Source organism: Corynebacterium sp. UD i78, from assembly GCF_056280545.1.
The window spans coordinates 727,756-746,310 of the sequence record NZ_JBWCED010000001.1 but is presented as its reverse complement, the minus strand read 5'-3'; the positions used below and the strand labels follow the sequence as shown (position 1 = coordinate 746,310).

Sequence of the window (18,555 nt, the reverse complement as noted above, 5' to 3'; positions counted from 1 at the left end):
TGCCGGTTACCTTGCCTGGGAGGAATTGGAGACGGCGGCGTGGAGGCCTTCGGCCACGCGCCACAGTCCGTCAGAATAAGAGGCCTTGACGAGGACGACGTCGCCGGGGTGGGTGGGCGCGCCGGTGAGAAAGTTCACGGCACCGTCGACATCATCGACCTGCCGGGTCCAGATCCCGCCGTCGGTACCGGCGGCGGCCAGGGCATCCTGGTTGACGCCGTGGCCGACGACGATGAGCCGGTCGATGCCGCGCTCGGCGAGGTACCCGCCGATGCCGGTGTGTTCACTGACGGCATCCTCCCCGAGCTCCGCCATCTGGCCGAGGACAGCCCAGGACTCCTTGCCGGCACGGGTCGACGTGGCGTGCGCCAGGGCGTCGATCCCGGCCCGCATCGAGTCCGGGTTTGCGTTGTAGGAGTCGTTGATGACAGTGAGCCCGTCGGGACGGGTCCGCACGTCCATGCGGTTCGCACTGGCGGCGACGTAGCCGGTCAGCGCCGCCGCGACCTCCGAGGGAGCCAGACCGCACTCGATGGCGGCCGCCGCGGCAGCCAGGGCGTTGGCGACATTGTGCGCGCCGAAGACGCCGAGGCTGACCTTCACCGGATCACCCTTGGGGTGGTGCAGGAGGAAGGACGCCCGGGCGACCTCGTCGAGGGTGATGTCCGAGGCCCGGTAGTCGGCGGTGCCGTCGGCGCCCTGGTCGGCCGAGTAGTACACGACCCGCGCGGTGGTGCGCGGCGCCATCCCGGACACCAGGTCGTCATCGGCGTTGAGCACCGCCACACCACCGTCGGCGGCCGACGGCAGTGCCTCGACCAGCTCGCCCTTGGCCTGCGCGATGCCCTCGCGGGAACCGAACTCACCGAGGTGGGCGGTGCCGACGTTAAGGACCACACCGATCTGCGGCGGGGCGATGCGTGCCAGGTGGGCGATATGACCGCGACCACGGGCCGACATCTCCGCGACGAGGTACTTCGTCGTCCGGCCGGCCTTGAGCACGGTGTACGGGTGACCGATCTCGTTGTTGAGGCTGCCGGGCGGGGCGATGGTCTCGCCGTCGCGGGAGAACACCGCACCGAGCAGGTCCTTGGTCGAGGTCTTACCGGCCGAGCCGGTGACCCCGATGACCGTCAGACCGTTCTCCGCGACGAGCACGTCGGTGCTGTGTCGGGCGAGCCGGGACACCGCGGTGATGACCCGCTCCCCCGCCCCGTCGGGGTCGTTGTCGAGGTAGGACGCGTTGCGCTGCGTCCCCTCCTCTTCCCCGACCACCGGGCAGAGCAGTTCGGGCAACGAGGTGGGCCGGCCGGCCATGACGAGGGACGCCCCGGCCTCGAGCGCGGGGCCGACGAAGTCATGCCCGTCGACACGGGCGCCGGGCAGTGCCATGTAGACACTGCCGGCGGTGATGCGGCGGGAGTCGAACTCCACAGGCCCCGTCACCACCGTGTCAGGGTCTGCGCCGTCGACCAGGGTGCCGCCGGTGACATCGGCGATTTCTCCTGCGGTCAGTTCGATCATGCTTCAGACTCCTTGTGTTCAGGGAGGTCGGAGAGTGCGTCAGCGAGTTCCACCCGGTCGTCGAAGTCGACGACGGTGTCCCCGATGATCTGCCCGGATTCATGGCCCTTACCGGCCACGACGATGACGTCGCCGGAGCGGGCCCAGGCCACGGCGGCGCGGATGGCCTCGGCGCGGTCACCGATCTCCCGGATCCCGGGTGTCACCCCGTCGGTGCGCCGGGCCGCGGCGTCGGTGGCACCGGCGAGGACAGCGGCACGGATCGTCGCAGGGTCCTCATCACGGGGGTTGTCGTCGGTGACGATGACGAGGTCTGCCACGGCAGCTGCGGCGGCCCCCATCTTCGGGCGCTTCTCGTGGTCACGGTTGCCACCGGCCCCGAGGACGACACCGAGACGACCTCGTGAGGTGCCGCCCCGACCGGCCGCCGCGCGGTCGAGTTGGCCGTTGAGGGTGTCGAGGACCGCGGTGACGGCGCCCGGCTTATGGGCGTAGTCGACCAGGGCGAGGAAGTCCACGGCAGTCTGCGGGGAGGATCCGGAGATCTTCTCCATCCGGCCCGGCACGCTGACCTCGGCCAGTTCCGCGGCGATCGAGGCGTCCTCCCCTGCCGCCACAAGGGTGGCCAGGGCGAGGGTGGCGTTGGCGACGTTGAAGGCGCCCGGGATCGACAGGTCGAAATCGACCGCCCCCTCCGCCCGGTCCACGGTGATGTGCTGGGTACCGTCGGGGTGGACGGCGACATCGCTGACCTGCCAGGTCGCGGCTTCGCCACCGGTCGATACGGTGACTGTGTCGTCCCCGGTACGCTCTGCGAGGCGCCGGCCCCACCCGTCGTCGACGCAGACGACGGACACCGGCAACTCGGCGGTCGGGTCCTGCGGCTCGGTGAACAGCAGGGACTTCGCGTCGAAATAGTCCTCCATCGTGGGGTGGAAGTCGAGATGGTCCTGGGAGAGGTTGGTGAACCCGGCGACGTCGAAATCGACGCCACGGACCCGGCCGAGGACCAGGGCGTGGGAGGAGACCTCCATGACCACATGGGTCACCCCCTCATCGCGCATCCGGGCGAAGAGCGCCTGCAGGGTCGGGGCCTCCGGTGTGGTCAGCGAGGTCGGGATCTTCCGGCCGTCGATACGCGTACCGGTGGTGCCGATGAGACCGACATGGCGACGCCCCAGCAGGGCGCGCTCCATCATGTAGGTCGTCGTCGTCTTGCCGCTGGTGCCGGTGACACCGATGACGGTCATGTCCCGTGACGGGTGGCCGTGGATCTCCGCGGCGACAGGGCCGAGCCACTGCCGGCAGTCGTCGACCACGAGGACGGTCCCCTGCCAGGACTCCTCCGCGAGGACGCCGAGACCTTCCTCGTCGGTGAGCACGCTGTGCCCGGCGGACTGTCCGGCGAACCGGGCGCCGTGGGCACGGGTGCCGGGAACGGCCATGAACAGTCCGTCGGCGGGGACGTCGCGGGCGTCGATGGCCGCGGTGGCGACGGTCTGACGTCCCTGCTCAGCGGTCGCCGCGGTACCGTCCACGTCGACGAGGCGGCCACCGGTCAGCTCGGAGAGGCGGGCGAGGGTCGGACGGGTCGGATGTGACGGGCTTGTCGGGCTGGTCGCTGTCACTGGGCCTCCAGGATGAGTCGAGGTGCCTCCGTGGCGGACAGCGGCACGTTGTAGTGGTCGAGCAGCCACGAACCGACGTCGTGGAACAGCGGGCCGGCGGACTGGCCGCCGCTGCCGTCGGAACTGCGCTGCGGGTTGTCGAGCATGATGCCCACGACGAACCGGGGATCGTCGGCCGGGGCGATGCCGGCGTAGGTGATCCAGTAGTCGGAGTTCGAGTAGGCCTTGGTGTCAGGGTCGATCTGCTGGGCGGTACCGGTCTTGCCGGCCGTCTGGTAGCCCTCGATGCCGGCGCCGGGCGCGGTGCCCTGCTGGATGCCGGTCGGGTCGGTCTGGTTCACCGCCCGGAACATGTCGACCACGGTGCGGGCCGTCGCCGGGGAGACCACACGGGTCTCCTCCGGATCGTCCTGCGGAATCTCCGTACCGTCGGGCGAGGTCACTGAGCTGATCAGTGAAGGGGTGACACGCACGCCGTCATTGGCGAGGGCCTGGTAGATGCTCGTCATCTGCAGCAGGTTCATCGACATGCCCTGACCGATGGGCAGGTTGGCGAAGGTGCCGCCGGACCACTGGTCGAGGTCCGGGACGTAGCCTGCGGTCTCCGACGGCAGTCCGAGATCGCTGGCCTGGCCGATGCCGAAGTTATGGAGGTACTCGGCGAACTTTTCCTCGCCGACCCGGTCGGCGAGCATCAGCGTGCCCACGTTGGAGGACTTACCGAAGACACCGGTGGTGGTGTACGGCACGACCCCGTGGTCCCAGGCATCCTTGACCGTCACGCCGGACATCTCGATGGTGCCGGGGACCTGGAGAACCTCGTCCGGGGTGGTCTTGCCCTCCTCGATGGCTGCGGCGGCGGTCATGACCTTGGCGACCGAACCCGGCTCAAAGGCGTTCTCGACGACCCGGTTGGTGAACTCCTTGCCCTGGTCGACCTGCTTGTTGAGGTCACCCATCGGGTTGATGGTGTCCGAGGTCGCCATGGCGATGACCTCGGCGGACTTCGCGTCGAGGACGACGGCGGACGCGGACTCCGCGCCGGACTTCTCCTTGGCCTGCTGGACCTGCTGCTGGATATAGGCCTGGGCGTCGGTGTCGAGGGTGAGCTGGAAGGAGTCGCCGTCGACGGCCGGGTGGCGGTCACGGACCGTGCCCGGGATGACAGCGGAGTCGCCGACATCGGAGGTGACGCTGCCGTTGGTGCCCTGCAGACGGGCGTCCTGCGACAGCTCGAGGCCGTACTGCCCGCCCTCGATACCGTCGCCGACCCAGCCGTACTTGCCGACGATGTTCGCGCCGACCGCACCGTTGGGGTACTGGCGGACGTCCTGGTTCTCGGTGGACAGTTCGGGCCACCGGGCGACGATCCGCTCCGCGATGTCGGGGTCGACGTTCTGCACCAGGCGGACGTAGTTCTTGTCGGAGGTCAACGCCTCGCGCAGGTCCTCCTTCTTCACTGCTTCGGTGTCGCCCTCGAGCATCGCGGGCAGTTCCTCGACGATCTCGTCGAGCTGCTCGTCCGGGGGCAGTGCACCCTCCGGATTGTCCTCGGTCCGCTTGTCGATCTTGTAGCGGTCGGCCATGTAGGTTTCGAGCTGGTTGGGGAAGGCGACGATCATCGAGGCCTTCATGGTGTATGCGAGATCACGGCCGTCACGGTCGGTGACGGCACCCCGGTCGGCGTACAGCGGGGTCTGTACGGTGCGTTGCTCGGAAGCACTGTGGGCGAGCCCGTCCTGCTGGAGGAGCTGAACCTGGACCAGTCGGGCCATGAGCACGAGGGCCACGACGACGACCACCACCACGACGACGGTACCGCGGATCTGGAACCGCCCGGGGCTGGTGTCCAGCGTCCGCCAGGAGTTGCCGGGTACGCCGCGACGCGTGCTGCGCTGGTCAGTCCGGTCCTGTTCCACGGTATCGGTCTCCCATCTCCCGGTTCTTCCGGGCCTCCCCGGTCACGAATGTCTTACCCTACCCGGCGCAACCGGCCGATCCCGCACCCGTGGGACACGGCAGGTCACATCGGGTCGGTGTCCCGAGTCAGTACGGGAGCTGACCGTTGCCCGACGCCGCCGAGGGTGAGATCGGTGCGACCGGGGCGCCGTCACCGGAGTCCCCGTCGACCGGCGCTCCGTCACCGTCGACCGTGGCGACCGGACCGTCGGAGGTCGTTCCCGACTGGTCCGTGGTCGGACGGTCGGTCCGGGGCACGCCACTGCGGGTGGCGTCGAGGTCGATGACGGCGGAGTCGTCCGCCGGATCGGCCGGACGGGTCTCGTTGACCTGGTCCCCCTGGACATCAAGGACGCCTGCCTGACCGGGCACGACCATGCCCATGCGGGATGCCTCCGCAGCGAGGTTCTCCGAGGAGCTCAACTCCTTGTAGTCGCGGTTGAGGGACTCCAGCTCATTGGACAGCGTGTCACTGTGCGCCTGGGCGTCCTTGAGGACGAAGGCCTGCTCCGTGGTCTTGCCGGACAGGAACATGGTGGCGCCGATGCCGACGGCGACGAGGATCACGAGGACGACGACGAGCTTCAGGTAGCCGGGGGCGCCCGATTCTCTGGTGGAGACGCGGCGTCCCCGGACCGAGACCTGCTGCAGCGACCCGGTGCGCGGCGGAACCAGGCGGTGGCGGCGGTCCCTGGTACCGGTTCCGCGGATACTTCCGGTATCGGTGGTACGGGCGCGGGAGGGCGTCCGCTCCTGCGTCTTCCCGCGGGTACCGATGGTGCCGGTGCCGGTCATGATTCCTGTGCTCATTGGGTGCCTCGCTGTCCTGGAGAGTGGTTGGTCGGTGGTGGTCGACATCGGGGTCAGTGTCCGGGTCTCGGTCGGATCCGGCGGACCGCCCGCACTCTCACGGGTGCGGACCGGGGGTTGCGTTCGATCTCGGCGGCGTCCGCCTTCTCCGCACCGCGGGTGACGAGCTCGAAGGACGCCGCAGTGTCCGGGAGATCGACGGGCAGTCCCGGCGGGGTGCGGTTGGCGGTGAGTTCGGCGAGCGCCTTCTTGACGATCTTGTCCTCGAGGGACTGGTAGCTCATGAACACCGCCACGCCGCCGAGCCCGAGCCGGTCGGTCGCCGCCGGGACTACCGCGGCCAGGGAATCCAGCTCGGCGTTGACCTCGACACGCAGTGCCTGGAAGGTCCGCTTGGCCGGGTGACCGCCGGTACGACGGGTCGCCGCGGGGATCGTGCGGTAGAGCAGTTCGACGAGACGACCCGAGGTGGTGAACGGTTCCTGCTCACGCTCCCGCAGGACCGCCGAGGCGATCTTGCCGGCGAAGCGCTCGTCCCCGTAGGCGCTGAGAATGTGGGCGAGATCGCCGTGACTGTAGGTGTTGAGTACCTCGGCGGCCGTCAGCGACGAGTCCGGGTCCATCCGCATGTCGAGCGGGGCGTCCTGCGCATAGGCGAAGCCGCGCTCGGCCTGGTCGAGCTGCATCGAGGAGACGCCGAGATCGAAGAGGTAGCCGGAGACGCCGGTGGTGGAGAACTCCCCGGGCAGCCGCCCGTCTGCCGCCAGGTCGTCGAGGGCGTCGCCGAGGCCGTCGAACCGGGTGCGGTAGGCGATGAACCGGTCACCGAAGCGGGCGAGCCGGTCCTGTGCCTGGGCGATGGCGTTGGGATCGCGGTCCAGACCGACGACGACAGCCTCCGGGAAAGTCTCCAGGAAGACCTCGGTGTGTCCGCCGGCGCCGAGTGTGCCGTCGACGATGACGGGACGGCTGGCACCGGTGCCCTCGACTCCGGCGCCGACCAGCCCAACCATGCGGTCCCGCATCACGGGGACGTGGCCGAACTCACCACTGATCCGGCGGGACGGTTCTGACATGGTGTGGCCTTTCATCGGAGTCGGAGGTACAGGAGGTACAGGAGGTACAGGAGGTACAGGGAGGGGCTGCATACGGGGCCTCACCTGCGCGGGTCCGATTGACGTCGGGGAAGTACATCAAGCGGATCGTCCGCGCAGATGAGGGCCGGCATACAGCCCGGGGTCGTGCACGCTGCGGATAACAGGGTCCGGCTAGAGGAAGCCGGAGAGAGCGTCGTCGTCACCTTCGGCGAAGTCCGCCTCGTGCTCGGACAGGTAGCTCTCGTAGGCGTCGGCGTCCCATACCTCGATCCGGTCCACCGACCCGATGACCACGCATTCCTTGGTCAGCCCCGCGTAGCTGCGGTGTGCCGGGGCGACGGTGATCCTCCCCTGACTGTCCAGCGTCTGCTCGTCGGCGCTGGCACCGAGGCGACGGACGAAGGCCCGCACCCGGGGGTTTGACCGGGACGACTCCGCGGCCTTGCGTGCGCGGACCTGGAATTCCGCCTGCGGGTAGATCGTGAGGCTGTGGTCCTGCCCGTTGACGACGACGAGTCCGTCCGCGAGTTCCTCACGGAACTTCGCGGGCAGTGTGAGTCGTCCTTTGTCGTCGAGCTTCGGGGTGAAGGTGCCGAAGAACATGTCGTCGACCCCTTTCCCCGGGTGACCGGCCGCTGGTGATCATGCAGTGTGCTGTCGCTGTGAAGTTGTCACGGAACCACTCTCCTGCTCCGCTGGCGCCCACCTTACCCCACATTCCCCCACTCATTCCATGCCCCGCCGGCACATAACTGCAGAAAACGGACCCACAGGTCAAGACAGAACATCCACAAATACTCGTCTACCTGCAAGGATTGCACTCGCTGATCCAGTGGGGAGATGTGGGAGGTTTCTTGCTCGGTGAGCGCTTTCCGAGCACTTCAGCCCCATTTGTACCGACAGTCACACCAGTGACACGTAGCTATTTCCGACACGAATCTTCTTGGTTGCCGCCCCGAACCCACCCAGGACCAGCATGAATACGTGATCCCCCGTCACAAACTCCCCATTCCCCACATTCACCCGACGTCATCCGTCACCCGGCCAGCCCGGCGAGGAAGCAGTGGTGGGTGGAAGTGGGGGATCCGGGGGATCCCCGGTCGGCCCCCACACAAAAACACCGGTGCCTCCGCAGGATCATTGTCCTGCGGAGGCACCGGTGTGGACCGGGGAAGCCGGGGCTGCCTGCCCTAGTCGAAGCGACGGCGGAAGCTGTCCTCCATGCGGTCGGCGATTCCGCCGGAGTTACCGGATGCCTTGGGCTTGCCGCCGTAGTTCTTCTTCGAGCCCTTCTTGGCCGATGTTCTGTCGGACCGGAACGCCATGAGGCCGCCGGCGAACATGATGAAGAAACCGACGAGGCCGAGGATCACGAACCAGAGACTGCTCTGCGCCAGCGCAATGCCGCCGATGAGTACACACAGTCCGACAAGGAACACGGCGATCGACCGGATACCTACGGTCACCCCACCGAGGGCCGCCGTGCGGTTACGTTCAGCGAATGCCGGATCATCGGCGATGAGCGCCTGCTCGATCTCCTCCAGCATCCGCTGTTCCTGCTCTGACAGTGCCACTGTCGTCCTCCCCTGTCTCTTCTCGGACCGCCTGTTCGGCCACGGGTTAGGTAGGTCATCTAGTCCAACGCACGGGGGTCCGAAAAAGTTTCCCGACCTGTCATCCTCTGGACCACTTTCTGATGACGCCCATGCTACCCCACTCCGCCTCCACCTCTCCCATAATCTTCCCGGGGCTACCATCAGACTCAGGCGACCTCCGGCAGATAGCCCACCATGCCCCGGACCTCGTCGATGAAATCGCAGACCGCGGCATAGAAGCTGTCCGCGTCGGAGTCCCGGAGTTCACGCTCGAGCCCCATCTCCACCCGGGTGACGAACCGGGCGTAGATCTCGAAGCGCTCCACAGTGTCCGCCATCCCGGGCACGGCGGCACGCAGCCGCGCCCAGGCACTGCCGGAGGTCCGACGTCGCTTCCCGGTACGCACATCCTCGATCGCCGCTCCAGCGCCGCGCAGGGCCGCCCGGTAGGCCCAGGTGATGCGCTCGGCCGGCTGGTGTTCCCGGCGCGCCCGCTCCAGCAGACGCTCCGCCTCGTCGACGTAGGAGGCGGCGGTCACATGCGGTGAGCCACCCCGTCGCAGGCGCGTCACCTTCGCCGTCGTGGTCCTGTCCGTCGTCCTGTCCGTCGTCCTGTCCGTGGTTGACACTGTCCGCCTCCTTACCTCGGCTCTTCCTGTCTTCATGTTCTGACAGGGACACTAGGCAGCATCCGGACGTCCACTTCTCTCCCGTCTGGTTAATCGAACATACGTTCCACATGCTCCTCGGAAGCGGTCACCTTTGGCACCATGGAGGAGTGACCGGCACCGTGAAACGAGAAATGGACTCCACCGTCAGCGTCTGCGACATATCCCCGCAGACCTACCTGCAGCGGGTCAACGAGCTTGTCGAACTCCACCTCAAGGCCATGGACTACCCCCGGTCGTCGTTCACCCAGCGCCGGATTCTCTGGGCCGCGAACTCGACCCGCCCCGGCTTCACCGCCGCCGTCGCGCTCGACCACGGTGCCGCAGTCCACGCCGACCCCCGCGCCCCCCACCAGCGCGTGGTCGGTATCGCGTACGGTTTCCCCGGAACCCCCTCCTCCTGGTGGTACCGGGAGGTCTTCCGCGGCCTGCGTGGTGCCGGGATGTCGATCGAGGACGCCACCACCGCCCTCGACGACTTCGACGAGGTCTCCGAGGTCCATGTCATGCCCGGCTACCAGGGCCACGGCATCGGCCGCCGGATGATGGACAACCTGCTGCCACGGCTGCAGCGTCCGGTGGCCCTGCTCTCCACCCCGGAAGTGCCCGACGAGGCCAACGCCGCCTGGAGTCTCTACCGTGAACTCGGTTTCCGCGATGTCCTGCGCGACTTCCGGTTCGGTACCGACCCCCGCCCCTTCGGGATCCTCGCCCGCCCCCGCGGCTGAGCCGGAGGATCCTCCGGTCCGCCTCTAGCGCACCATGTCCTGGCCGAACTTCGGTCCGTAGGCCGGCGCCATACCGAGGTTGTGCAGCACCTCCTGCGTCGCCCGGACATTGTTCATCGTCATGAAGTGCAGGTCCGGGGCTCCTTCGGCGATCAGCCGCTCGGCCATCTTCGTGGTCACCTCGATACCGACCTCCCGGATCGCCGCGGCATTCTTCTGCTCGTCACCGTTGGCGACCTTCGTGAACAGTTCCTCCATGTCGCGGGGCAGTTCACAGCCGGCCAGCTCGACCTGACGGCGGACCGACCGCAGCGAAGTGATCGGCATGAGGCCCGGAATCACCGGCTTGGCACCGTGCACCGGGTCGTAGGCGGCCAGCCGGTCGCGCAACCGCAGGTAGTGGTCGACATTGAAGAACATCTGGGTGATGGAGTAGTTCGCTCCGGCACGCAACTTCTCCACGGTGTAGCGGGTGTCCGTCTCCAGGCTCTCCGCCCGGTAGTGCTTCTCCGGGAAGGACGCGATACCGATGTCGAAGTCCTCGCACTCCGGCATCGAGCGCACGAGTTCGATGAGATGGACGGCATGGCTCAGCCCGCCGGCGATGCCCTGCCACTCCCCCGTCGGATCCCCCGGCGGGTCGCCGCGCAGGGCGAGCAGGTTCGTCAGCCCCAGGGACGCGAACTCACGGAGGATGTCGCGCAGTTCCTCCTCGGTGTGACCGACCAGTGTCATGTGCAGCAGGGTGGTCAGCGGCTTCACTGCGAGGCGTCCTGCGACACGCTCGGTGCGGGCCCGACTGGAACCACCGGCACCGTAGGTCACCGAGACGAAGCTCGCCCCGAGGTCGTGGAAGGCCTCCGCGGCGGACCACAGGCGGGCCTCGGCGGCGTCGTCGCGCGGCGGCATGAACTCCACGGAGAAGGGAACACGTCCAGGGGTTCCGCGCTTCAGGGTGTCGGAGACCGCCACCTGGAGGCTGGGCGGCGGTGGTGTGGTGGCAGGTGACTCTGGACGTGGCGCGGGTGACATACCTGACGATCATAGAAGACGTGTCAGGGCGCTTGAGCGAGGGTCTCCCCGGTCCACCTACTATGGAGCCGTCAGAATCCGTTCATGTCCGCCCATCGCCTCCGGAGAGTGCCTTCGAATGACCTACGCCCCGACCTCCTGGACCCTGGACAGGCCCCTGGTGGACGTCCCTGCCGCGGTGGATGCCGAACTGGACCGTTTCTTCCGCGACCGGCACGCCGAGTTCGACGGCCTGGATCCGGTCGTCGCCGACGGGGTGGATGCCCTCGAGCAGTTCGTCACCGGTGGCGGCAAGCGACTGCGTCCGCTGTTCGCCTGGGCCGGGGTGCGCGCCGCCCTCGACGGCGGCGGCGGGACGCTGTCCGGGTCGACCCGACCGGAGGACCTGCTGCGCGCGGTGGGGTCCCTGGAGTTCATCCAGGCCTGCGCCCTGATCCACGACGACATCATCGACCACTCCGACACCCGGCGCGGCCGGCCGACGACCCACCGTCGTTTCGAGGCGTCCCACCGGGCCGACGGCTGGTCCGGGGACGCCGTCGGCTACGGCGAGAGCCAGGCCATCCTCGTCGGCGACCTCGCCTTCGCCTGGGCCGATGACATGCTCGTGGATTCCGGGGTGGACGCCGCGTCCCTCGCCCGTGCCCGGGAGCCCTGGCGGAAGATGCGTACCGAGGTCATCGCGGGGCAGATGCTCGACATCGCCCTGGAGAACAGCGGGTCCGAGGATCCGGCGATGTCCGAGAAGGTCAACACCTACAAGACCGCGGCGTACACGGTTGAGCGACCGCTGCACCTGGGAGCCGCACTCGGGGACGCGGATGCCCGCACGGTCGACCTGCTGCGCACCGCGGGCCGGGAGATCGGCATCGCCTTCCAGCTGGAGGACGACCATCTCGGCGTCTTCGGTGATCCACAGGTCACCGGCAAGGCCGCCGGTGACGACCTGCGTTCGGGCAAGCGCACCTGGCTGGTCATGCGCGCCCTGGCGACCGCGGACCGGAGCGATCCGGCGGCCGCCGCCCGGCTCCGTGAGGGCATGGGGACGGTGCGCTCCGACGACGAGGTCGACGAGCTGCGGCAGATCATCGTGGACTCCGGGGCCGCCGCACAGAACACCGGCCGGGCCCGGGAACTCACCGACAAGGCGGTGGACGCGCTGCGGACCGGCCACCTGGGGCAGGACATCGTCGCTGAGCTCGTCGCCGTGGCCGAGCAACTCACCGAGCGCAGGAGCTGAGATGGCGTCCACAGTCACCGCCCGGGTACGTGGCATGTCGCGACGCACGGCGATTGTCCTGGGTGCCGTCGGCTCACTGGTGATGGCACTGACCTCCCATGCCGTCGGCGCGACCCGTACGCGTGGTGGTGTGCTGCAGTCCCTCGGGTTGACCAACCTCAGCTTCGGGCACTTCGCCGGGATCCTCGTGGTGGTGCTGTGGCTGGGTGTTCTCGCCATGGTGGTCTCCTGGTCCGTCCTCGGCGGACGTCTGCTGCGCCGGGGCGAGGCCCTCGGCGTCGCCCCGCTGGTGGCGTGGACCGCACCACTGCTGCTGGCCGGCCCGCTGATGAGCCGGGACGTCTACTCCTATCTCATGCAGGGGACACTGAGCCACGAGGGTTTCGACCCCTACGAGGTCGGTGCCTCCGCTGTCCCGGGACGGGTGTTCTTCGAGGTCAGTCCGGACTGGCGCAACACCACCACCCCCTACGGTCCGCTGCACATGTGGATCGGTGAGGGCGTCGTCAGCGTCACCGGTGACAACGTCACCGCCGGTGTGATCGTCTACAAGATCTTCTCACTGGCCTGCTTCGCCGGTCTGGTGTGGGCCGTCGCCCGCCTGGCCGCCGCGTTGAAGGTCAATGCGTCGCTCGCGGTATGGCTGGGGGTGGCCAATCCACTGTCGGTGATCCACCTCGTCGGCGGCATGCACAACGAGGTCACCATGATGCTGCTGGTGTGCACCGGGCTGCTCGCCGCGGTCCGGTTGCCGGCGGTGCGGGGAGCACTGCTCGGTGCGGTCCTCGTCGGTGCGGGTATCGCCCTGAAGGCCACGGCGGCGATCGCGTTGCCGTTCCTGGTGTGGATCTTCGTCGCCCGCTATGCCGGGCCGCTCGGGAAGGACGCCCCGGTGCGGCGTCCGGTGAAGGAGGTCGTCGCCGATGTACGGCACGGGACGCTGCGCCGTGCGGTCACTCTCATCACCGGTGGCGTGGCGTGCCTGGCGGTGTCGGTGGGCATGCTCGCCCTGGTGACCGTGGCCAGCGGCCAGTCCTGGGGCTGGGTCTCCGAAATCAGCGGCAATTCCAAGGTGATCAACCCGCTGGCGGTGCCCTCGCTGGTCGCCTCGGTACTGGTACGCCCGATCGGCGCGGTCAACGAGAACATCTTCTTCAACGACATCATCGACGTCGTCCGGCCGGTCTCGACCGTCGTGATGGTGCTGATCCTCGTCATCGCCTGGGCCGTGTGGCGCCGCTCGGTGAAGGAGGCCTTCGTCGGGGCGACCGTGGCGTACGTGGCGACCTGCCTGTTCAACGCGGTGGTCCTGCCCTGGTACTACATGGCGCCCCTGGCCCTGGTCGGACTGTGGATCCGGGACCGCCGCGCGGTGTTCGCCGTGGCCTGGCTGGCGATGGTGCTGTCGATGACCTTCGACGGTTCCGGTAACAACCGGCTCTACAACATCCCCTGGCTCATCCTCGTGGGCCTGGTGATGTGGTGGCTGGCGCGGACCTGCCTACGCCAGGATGACTCAGCGGAGGAATCAGCTGATGGCCATCCCCTGGGCGCGGCGCATGACCTCGCGGGCGAGGTGCCCGTGGAGGGCGTCGACGGGTCGCCCCGGCAGTGACTCATCGGTGGTGAAGAGGAAGTCGAGGATCTCGGCGTCCTCCCAGCCACCGTCGGCGAGCAGGGCGATGACACCGGGCACGAACTTGTTGATCTCGGCGTCGTCGGTGAAGAAGCGCGCGGGGATGTGGCGCACTCCGTCAACGTCGACGGCGATGAGCCGGTGACGGTTGAGCTCGTCCATCACCCGGGTGACGATGACGCCGAGGAGATCGGCGACATCGGGGACGGTCAGCAGTCGTTCGCCGGCGGGTATCCCGGACAGCGGGGAGGTCAGGACGAGGCCGGAGCCGTCGGGGGAAGTGTTGTTGTCGTTACTCACGTCTACTACCTTAACCGCCCTCCCCCGTATAATCGCCGGGTACCCGTCTGTCCCCGACACGACCAGCGACACAACCACCGACACGACCACCGACACGACCACCGACACGACCACCGACACAACCAGGAGGCGATCCCCCCACCGTGGCAGCACAGCTCCAGGCCGGCGATCTGCTCGACGGTCGCTACCGTATCGGGGCGAGTATCGCCCACGGCGGTATGTCGACCGTCTACCACTGCATCGACACCCGCCTCGACCGCGATCTCGCGGCCAAGGTCATGGACCCGGCCCTGGCCGCGGACCGTGACGCGCGGACACGGTTCGAGCGTGAGGCGCGTGCCGTCGCCCGGCTGGACCATCCCTGCCTGGTGAACGTCTTCGACCAGGGGACCGACGAACGCGAGGACGGCGACCTCGTCTTCCTCATCATGGAGCTGGTCCCCGGCGGGACGCTGCGTGAACTGCTCCGCGAACGCGGCCCGATGCCGCCGCACGCCGCCCTGGCGGTCACCGAGCCGGTGCTGCAGGCTCTCGCACTGGCGCACCGGGAGGGGATGGTCCACCGGGACGTCAAGCCGGACAACGTCCTCATCCGCGACGACCACCAGGTCAAGCTCGCGGACTTCGGGCTGGTGCGGGCGAGCCGCCAGCAGTCCGCCGCCGGCGGTGGCCCGGTCATCGGCACCGCCGCCTACCTGTCCCCAGAGCAGGTGCAGGGCCGCAGCACCGGCCCGCAGAGCGACGTCTACTCCGCCGGCGTGATGCTCTTCGAGCTGCTCACCGGCCACCCACCGTTCCGCGGCGCCACGCCCCGGGACACCGCGGCGATGCGGCTGGACCGGGATGTCCCCGCCCCGTCGGCGGTCATCGCCGGTGTCCCGCAGGAGCTCGACGACCTGGTGCTCATCGCGACCCGCCGCAACCCGGTCCAGCGCTTCGAGGACGGGTCCCAGTTCCTCGAGGCCGTCCGTGACACGGTCCGGGATCTGGGACTTCCGGCGTTCCGCGTGCCGGTCCCCGAGAACTCCGCCGTCCACCGGGCACTGGCGGGGTCGGTCTTCAGCGACCGGCTGAGCTGGGATGACGCAGCAATGGCCACGAGCATGGTCCCACAGGTCACCCCCGACCAGCACACCGCGCAGACCAGTTACCAGGAGCCGGAGCCGCCACGTCGTGTGGAGGAACACCCCACCCACGTCACCCGCCGGGTCCCCGAGCCGGTCCCCGCCCCGTCGGGACCGCCGCTGAGCAACCGTCGCCCGGTCCGCACCGTGCTGTGGACCGCCCTCGTCCTCGTCATGGTCATCGCCGTCGCCGTGGGGTCCTGGTGGGTCGCCTCCGGCCGCTACGGTGAAGTCCCGCAGGTTCTCGGCCAGGACGTGACCGGCGCCCGTTCCGCCGTGGAGCAGGCGGGCTTCACCTCCACGGTCTCCGAGATCTGGTCGGACGACGATCCGGCGGACGCGGTCACCGGGACAGACCCTGGGTCCGGCGAACGGGTGGTACGCGGCAGTGAGGTGGCGGTACTGGTCTCCCGGGGTCGGCCGACCGTCCCCGAGCCGAGCGACACCGACACCCTGGCGTCCTACCGGTCGAAGCTGCAGGACCGGACGCTGACCTGGACGGTCGGCGACGAAGTCTGGGACGACGACGCCCCGGCGGGCGTCGTCGCGAAAGTCTCCCCCTCCTCCGGCACCACGGTGGATACCGGCACCGAGATCACGGTGCAGGTCAGCAAGGGCCCGCGCCCGGTGAAGGTGCCCGGCGTGTCCGGCATGACCGAGAAGAAGGCCACCCAGACCCTGGAGAATGCCGGACTGAAAGTCTCCGGGACCACCGAGGAGTTCGACGCGGACGTCGACGGTGGTGACGTGATCACCACCGACCCGGACACCGACACCGAAGTCCCCTCCGGCTCCGAGGTGCACCTGGTCATCTCCTCGGCAGTGACCGTCCCCGATCTCGCCGGCAAGTCCATGGAGGACGCTGCGGAGGCGCTGCGTGACGCCGGGCTGAACCCGGTGACCGGTGACGCTGTCTCCGACACCGACGAGGACGCCGGGAAGGTGGCGGAGACTTCCCCGACCTCCGGAACCCGCCTGGACCCCGCCCGGAACAACACGGTGACCCTCCATCCCTCCGACCAGGTCAAGGTCCCCTTCGTCATCGGCAAGTCCGCCGAAGACGCGACGGAGGCGCTGGAGGACAAGGGCTTCGAGGTGAAGATCGACGGCCGGTCGGGCGGCCGCGTCATCACCCAGTCCCCCGGCCCCCGCACACGGGTCACCGAGGGAACCACGGTGACCCTGCGGACGATCTAGCGTCCGACCGGCGACAGACTAGCGACAGACTAGCGACAGACTAGCGACGCAGCATCTCGGCGACGAGGAAGGACAGCTCAAGCGCCTGCTGGGTGTTCAGTCGGGGGTCGACCACCGTGGCGTAGCGCGACGGCAGGTCGACGTCGGTGATGTCCTGGGCGCCGCCCACGACCTCGGTGACGTCCTCACCGGTGAATTCGATGTGCACGCCACCCGGGTGGGAACCGAGTGCACGGTGCACCTCGAAGAAGCCCTGGACCTCGTCGATGATGCGGTCGAAGTCACGGGTCTTGTAGCCGTTGGAGGAGGTGTAGGTGTTGCCGTGCATCGGGTCGCACTGCCAGATCACCTTGTGGCCGGTGGCCTCAACCGCCTGGACGATCGGAGGCAGGGCGTCACGGATCTTGTCGTACCCCATACGGCTGATGAGGGTGAGGCGGCCCGGCTCGTTGTCCGGGTCCAGCTTCTCGACGTAGGCGACGGCCTCCTCGGGGGTCGTCGTCGGGCCGATCTTCACACCGACCGGATTGCCGACCAGCGCGGCGAAGGCGATGTGGAAGTCCTCGGGACCGCGGGTACGCTCACCGATCCAGATCTGGTGGGCGGAGAGATTGTAGAGGACGTCTTCACCGTTCTCGCCGTGGGCCAGACGCAGCATGGCACGCTCGTAGTCGCGGACCAGGGCCTCGTGGGAGCAGTAGATGTCGGCCTGCTGCAGGGTGGAGTCGGTGACACCACAGGCCTGCATGAACTCCAGGCCGCGTTCGATCTCCTCCGCGAGGGCCTCGTAACGGGCACCGGCCGGGGAATTGGCGACGAACTCACGGTTCCATTCGTGCAGCTTCGCCAGGTCGGCGGTGCCGGAGCTGGTCAGGGCGCGGACGAGGTTCATCGCCGCCGCGGAGTTCGCGTAGGCGCGGACCATGCGCGACGGGTCGTGGCGGCGTCCCTCCTCGGTCGCCTCGATGCCGTTGACGATGTCGCCACGGTAGTTGAGCAGACCGTTGGAGTCCTTGTCGGCGGAGCGTGGCTTGGCGTACTGGCCGGCGATGCGGGCCATCTTGACGACCGGGGTCGAGGCGCCGTAGGTCAGCACGACGGCCATCTGGAGGAGAGTCTTGACGTTGCCGCGGATGTGCGGCTCGGTGTTCGACTCGAAGGTCTCGGCGCAGTCACCACCCTGGAGCAGGAAGGCGTGGCCGTTCGCGACGTCGGCGAGCTGCGCGCGCAGGCGACGGATCTCCGGCGCCACGACGATCGGGGGCACGGACTCGAGGATCTTGCGGACGCGGTCCGCATGCCCCTGGTCCCAGCCCGGCTGCTGCTTCGCGTCGCGCGCGACGGCATCCTGGAAACGGTTCTCGAGCTCTCCCGGCAGCGGTGGCAGATCGGGGAGTTCGTCAAGCGGTGCGTCAATAGTCCAACCCATGTGCGTCATCATACGAGAACACACGTCCAGACAGTGAAACCGCCCCGTCTTCCCGCGTCAGCGGTGACGTGCGTCTCTCGCCTGCACGGACAACCGGTACTTCGTGACGTTGAACCGGGCGTCGGCGAGCGCGTCATGGGCGTTCGACGGCTCGTCCGGGAGCTGCGGGCGTCCGGCGTCCTCCCAGAGCTGGCGCAGCTCCCGGGTGAAGCGCGGGAGTTCCCGCGGCAGGCCGGTCATGTCGCCCCACAGTTGGGCGAAGGCGACATGGTCGTAGGCTCCCAGCCACGCCCACATCTCCGGACGCAGCGACGCCGGCAGCCAGTCGCCGGGCGTGTGGTCCGGCAGGAGGAACTCGTAGAGACGCTCCCGCAGCACCGCCCGCGGCATCCATGCCGGATCGGACCGGGGCGGCAACTGCGGCAGGACGTTGCGCCGCACCCAGCTTCCCGCCCGTCGCTCGTTGAAGTCCGAGGAGACGGCGTAGAACTCGCGACCGTCCTCGGCGACGACACCGATGGAGACCAGATCGATCGTCCGGCCGTCCTCGATGAATTCCGTGTCATAGAAGTAGCGCACGGGAGCTCA

16 protein-coding genes are annotated in these 18,555 nt (G+C 68.4%); 4 read left to right on the top strand and 12 right to left on the bottom strand.

Going from position 1 to position 18,555, the window contains the following annotated elements:
* Positions 1-6 precede the first annotated feature (6 nt).
* The 8 genes from ACZ9GM_RS03540 to ACZ9GM_RS03505 form a co-directional block, all read right to left on the bottom strand.
* A complete protein-coding gene (locus ACZ9GM_RS03540) occupies positions 7-1,524 on the bottom strand; it encodes a UDP-N-acetylmuramoyl-tripeptide--D-alanyl-D-alanine ligase (RefSeq protein WP_476037280.1) in 1,518 nt (505 codons plus the stop codon).
* The gene (locus tag ACZ9GM_RS03535; protein ID WP_291473479.1) at positions 1,521-3,152 is read right to left on the bottom strand and encodes a UDP-N-acetylmuramoyl-L-alanyl-D-glutamate--2,6-diaminopimelate ligase; all 1,632 of its coding nucleotides are present in this window, start codon (positions 3,150-3,152) and stop codon (positions 1,521-1,523) included. Before ACZ9GM_RS03535 ends, ACZ9GM_RS03540 begins: the two co-directional genes overlap by 4 nt.
* The gene (locus ACZ9GM_RS03530) at positions 3,149-5,071 is read right to left on the bottom strand and encodes a peptidoglycan D,D-transpeptidase FtsI family protein (RefSeq protein ID WP_476037279.1); all 1,923 of its coding nucleotides are present in this window, start codon (positions 5,069-5,071) and stop codon (positions 3,149-3,151) included. The genes ACZ9GM_RS03535 and ACZ9GM_RS03530 overlap by 4 nt, the downstream gene beginning before the upstream one ends.
* Positions 5,072-5,198: 127 nt before the next feature.
* Positions 5,199-5,921, bottom strand: a complete 723-nt coding sequence (gene ftsL / locus ACZ9GM_RS03525; RefSeq protein ID WP_476037278.1) for a cell division protein FtsL — start codon at positions 5,919-5,921, stop codon at positions 5,199-5,201.
* Positions 5,922-5,974: 53 nt separating this feature from the next.
* Positions 5,975-6,997, bottom strand: a complete 1,023-nt coding sequence (rsmH, locus tag ACZ9GM_RS03520; protein ID WP_476037277.1) for a 16S rRNA (cytosine(1402)-N(4))-methyltransferase RsmH — start codon at positions 6,995-6,997, stop codon at positions 5,975-5,977.
* Between the two features lie 192 nt (positions 6,998-7,189).
* Positions 7,190-7,621 (bottom strand): division/cell wall cluster transcriptional repressor MraZ, encoded by a 432-nt coding sequence (mraZ, locus tag ACZ9GM_RS03515; protein WP_291473483.1) that lies wholly within the window; start codon positions 7,619-7,621, stop codon positions 7,190-7,192.
* A gap of 587 nt (positions 7,622-8,208) precedes the next feature.
* Positions 8,209-8,592: a DUF3040 domain-containing protein gene (locus ACZ9GM_RS03510; protein ID WP_291473484.1), complete on the bottom strand. Its 384-nt coding sequence runs from the start codon at positions 8,590-8,592 to the stop codon at positions 8,209-8,211.
* 188 nt (positions 8,593-8,780) lie between these two features.
* Positions 8,781-9,242: an SAV_6107 family HEPN domain-containing protein gene (locus ACZ9GM_RS03505; RefSeq protein WP_291473485.1), complete on the bottom strand. Its 462-nt coding sequence runs from the start codon at positions 9,240-9,242 to the stop codon at positions 8,781-8,783.
* Positions 9,243-9,403: 161 nt separating this feature from the next.
* Here ACZ9GM_RS03505 and ACZ9GM_RS03500 point away from each other — a divergent pair, with 161 nt between their 5' ends.
* Entirely contained in the window at positions 9,404-10,009 is a 606-nt protein-coding gene (locus ACZ9GM_RS03500) for a GNAT family N-acetyltransferase (protein ID WP_291473486.1), read from the top strand.
* A 24-nt stretch (positions 10,010-10,033) separates the two neighbouring features.
* Here ACZ9GM_RS03500 and ACZ9GM_RS03495 read toward each other — a convergent pair whose 3' ends face one another.
* Entirely contained in the window at positions 10,034-11,041 is a 1,008-nt protein-coding gene (locus ACZ9GM_RS03495) for a methylenetetrahydrofolate reductase (RefSeq protein ID WP_291473487.1), read from the bottom strand.
* A 118-nt stretch (positions 11,042-11,159) separates the two neighbouring features.
* Here ACZ9GM_RS03495 and ACZ9GM_RS03490 point away from each other — a divergent pair, with 118 nt between their 5' ends.
* On the top strand, positions 11,160-12,281 hold the full coding sequence (locus ACZ9GM_RS03490) for a polyprenyl synthetase family protein (RefSeq protein WP_476037276.1): 1,122 nt from the start codon (positions 11,160-11,162) through the stop codon (positions 12,279-12,281).
* Between the two features lies 1 nt (position 12,282).
* Positions 12,283-13,896 (top strand): alpha-(1->6)-mannopyranosyltransferase A, encoded by a 1,614-nt coding sequence (locus ACZ9GM_RS03485; protein WP_476037275.1) that lies wholly within the window; start codon positions 12,283-12,285, stop codon positions 13,894-13,896.
* Here ACZ9GM_RS03485 and ACZ9GM_RS03480 read toward each other — a convergent pair.
* The gene (locus ACZ9GM_RS03480) at positions 13,810-14,172 is read right to left on the bottom strand and encodes an Rv2175c family DNA-binding protein (protein ID WP_291473513.1); all 363 of its coding nucleotides are present in this window, start codon (positions 14,170-14,172) and stop codon (positions 13,810-13,812) included. The genes ACZ9GM_RS03485 and ACZ9GM_RS03480 overlap by 87 nt on opposite strands.
* A gap of 188 nt (positions 14,173-14,360) precedes the next feature.
* On the opposite strand from ACZ9GM_RS03480, the gene pknB reads away from it, so the two are divergent.
* Positions 14,361-16,538 (top strand): Stk1 family PASTA domain-containing Ser/Thr kinase, encoded by a 2,178-nt coding sequence (gene pknB, locus ACZ9GM_RS03475; protein WP_291473490.1) that lies wholly within the window; start codon positions 14,361-14,363, stop codon positions 16,536-16,538.
* Between the two features lie 40 nt (positions 16,539-16,578).
* Here the strand turns inward: pknB and ACZ9GM_RS03470 are convergent, their stop codons facing one another.
* The gene (locus ACZ9GM_RS03470; protein WP_291473491.1) at positions 16,579-17,967 is read right to left on the bottom strand and encodes a class II 3-deoxy-7-phosphoheptulonate synthase; all 1,389 of its coding nucleotides are present in this window, start codon (positions 17,965-17,967) and stop codon (positions 16,579-16,581) included.
* A 57-nt stretch (positions 17,968-18,024) separates the two neighbouring features.
* Complete coding sequence (locus ACZ9GM_RS03465; RefSeq protein WP_291473492.1) at positions 18,025-18,546, bottom strand: polyadenylate-specific 3'-exoribonuclease AS; 522 nt, start codon at positions 18,544-18,546, stop codon at positions 18,025-18,027.
* Positions 18,547-18,555: the final 9 nt, after the last annotated feature.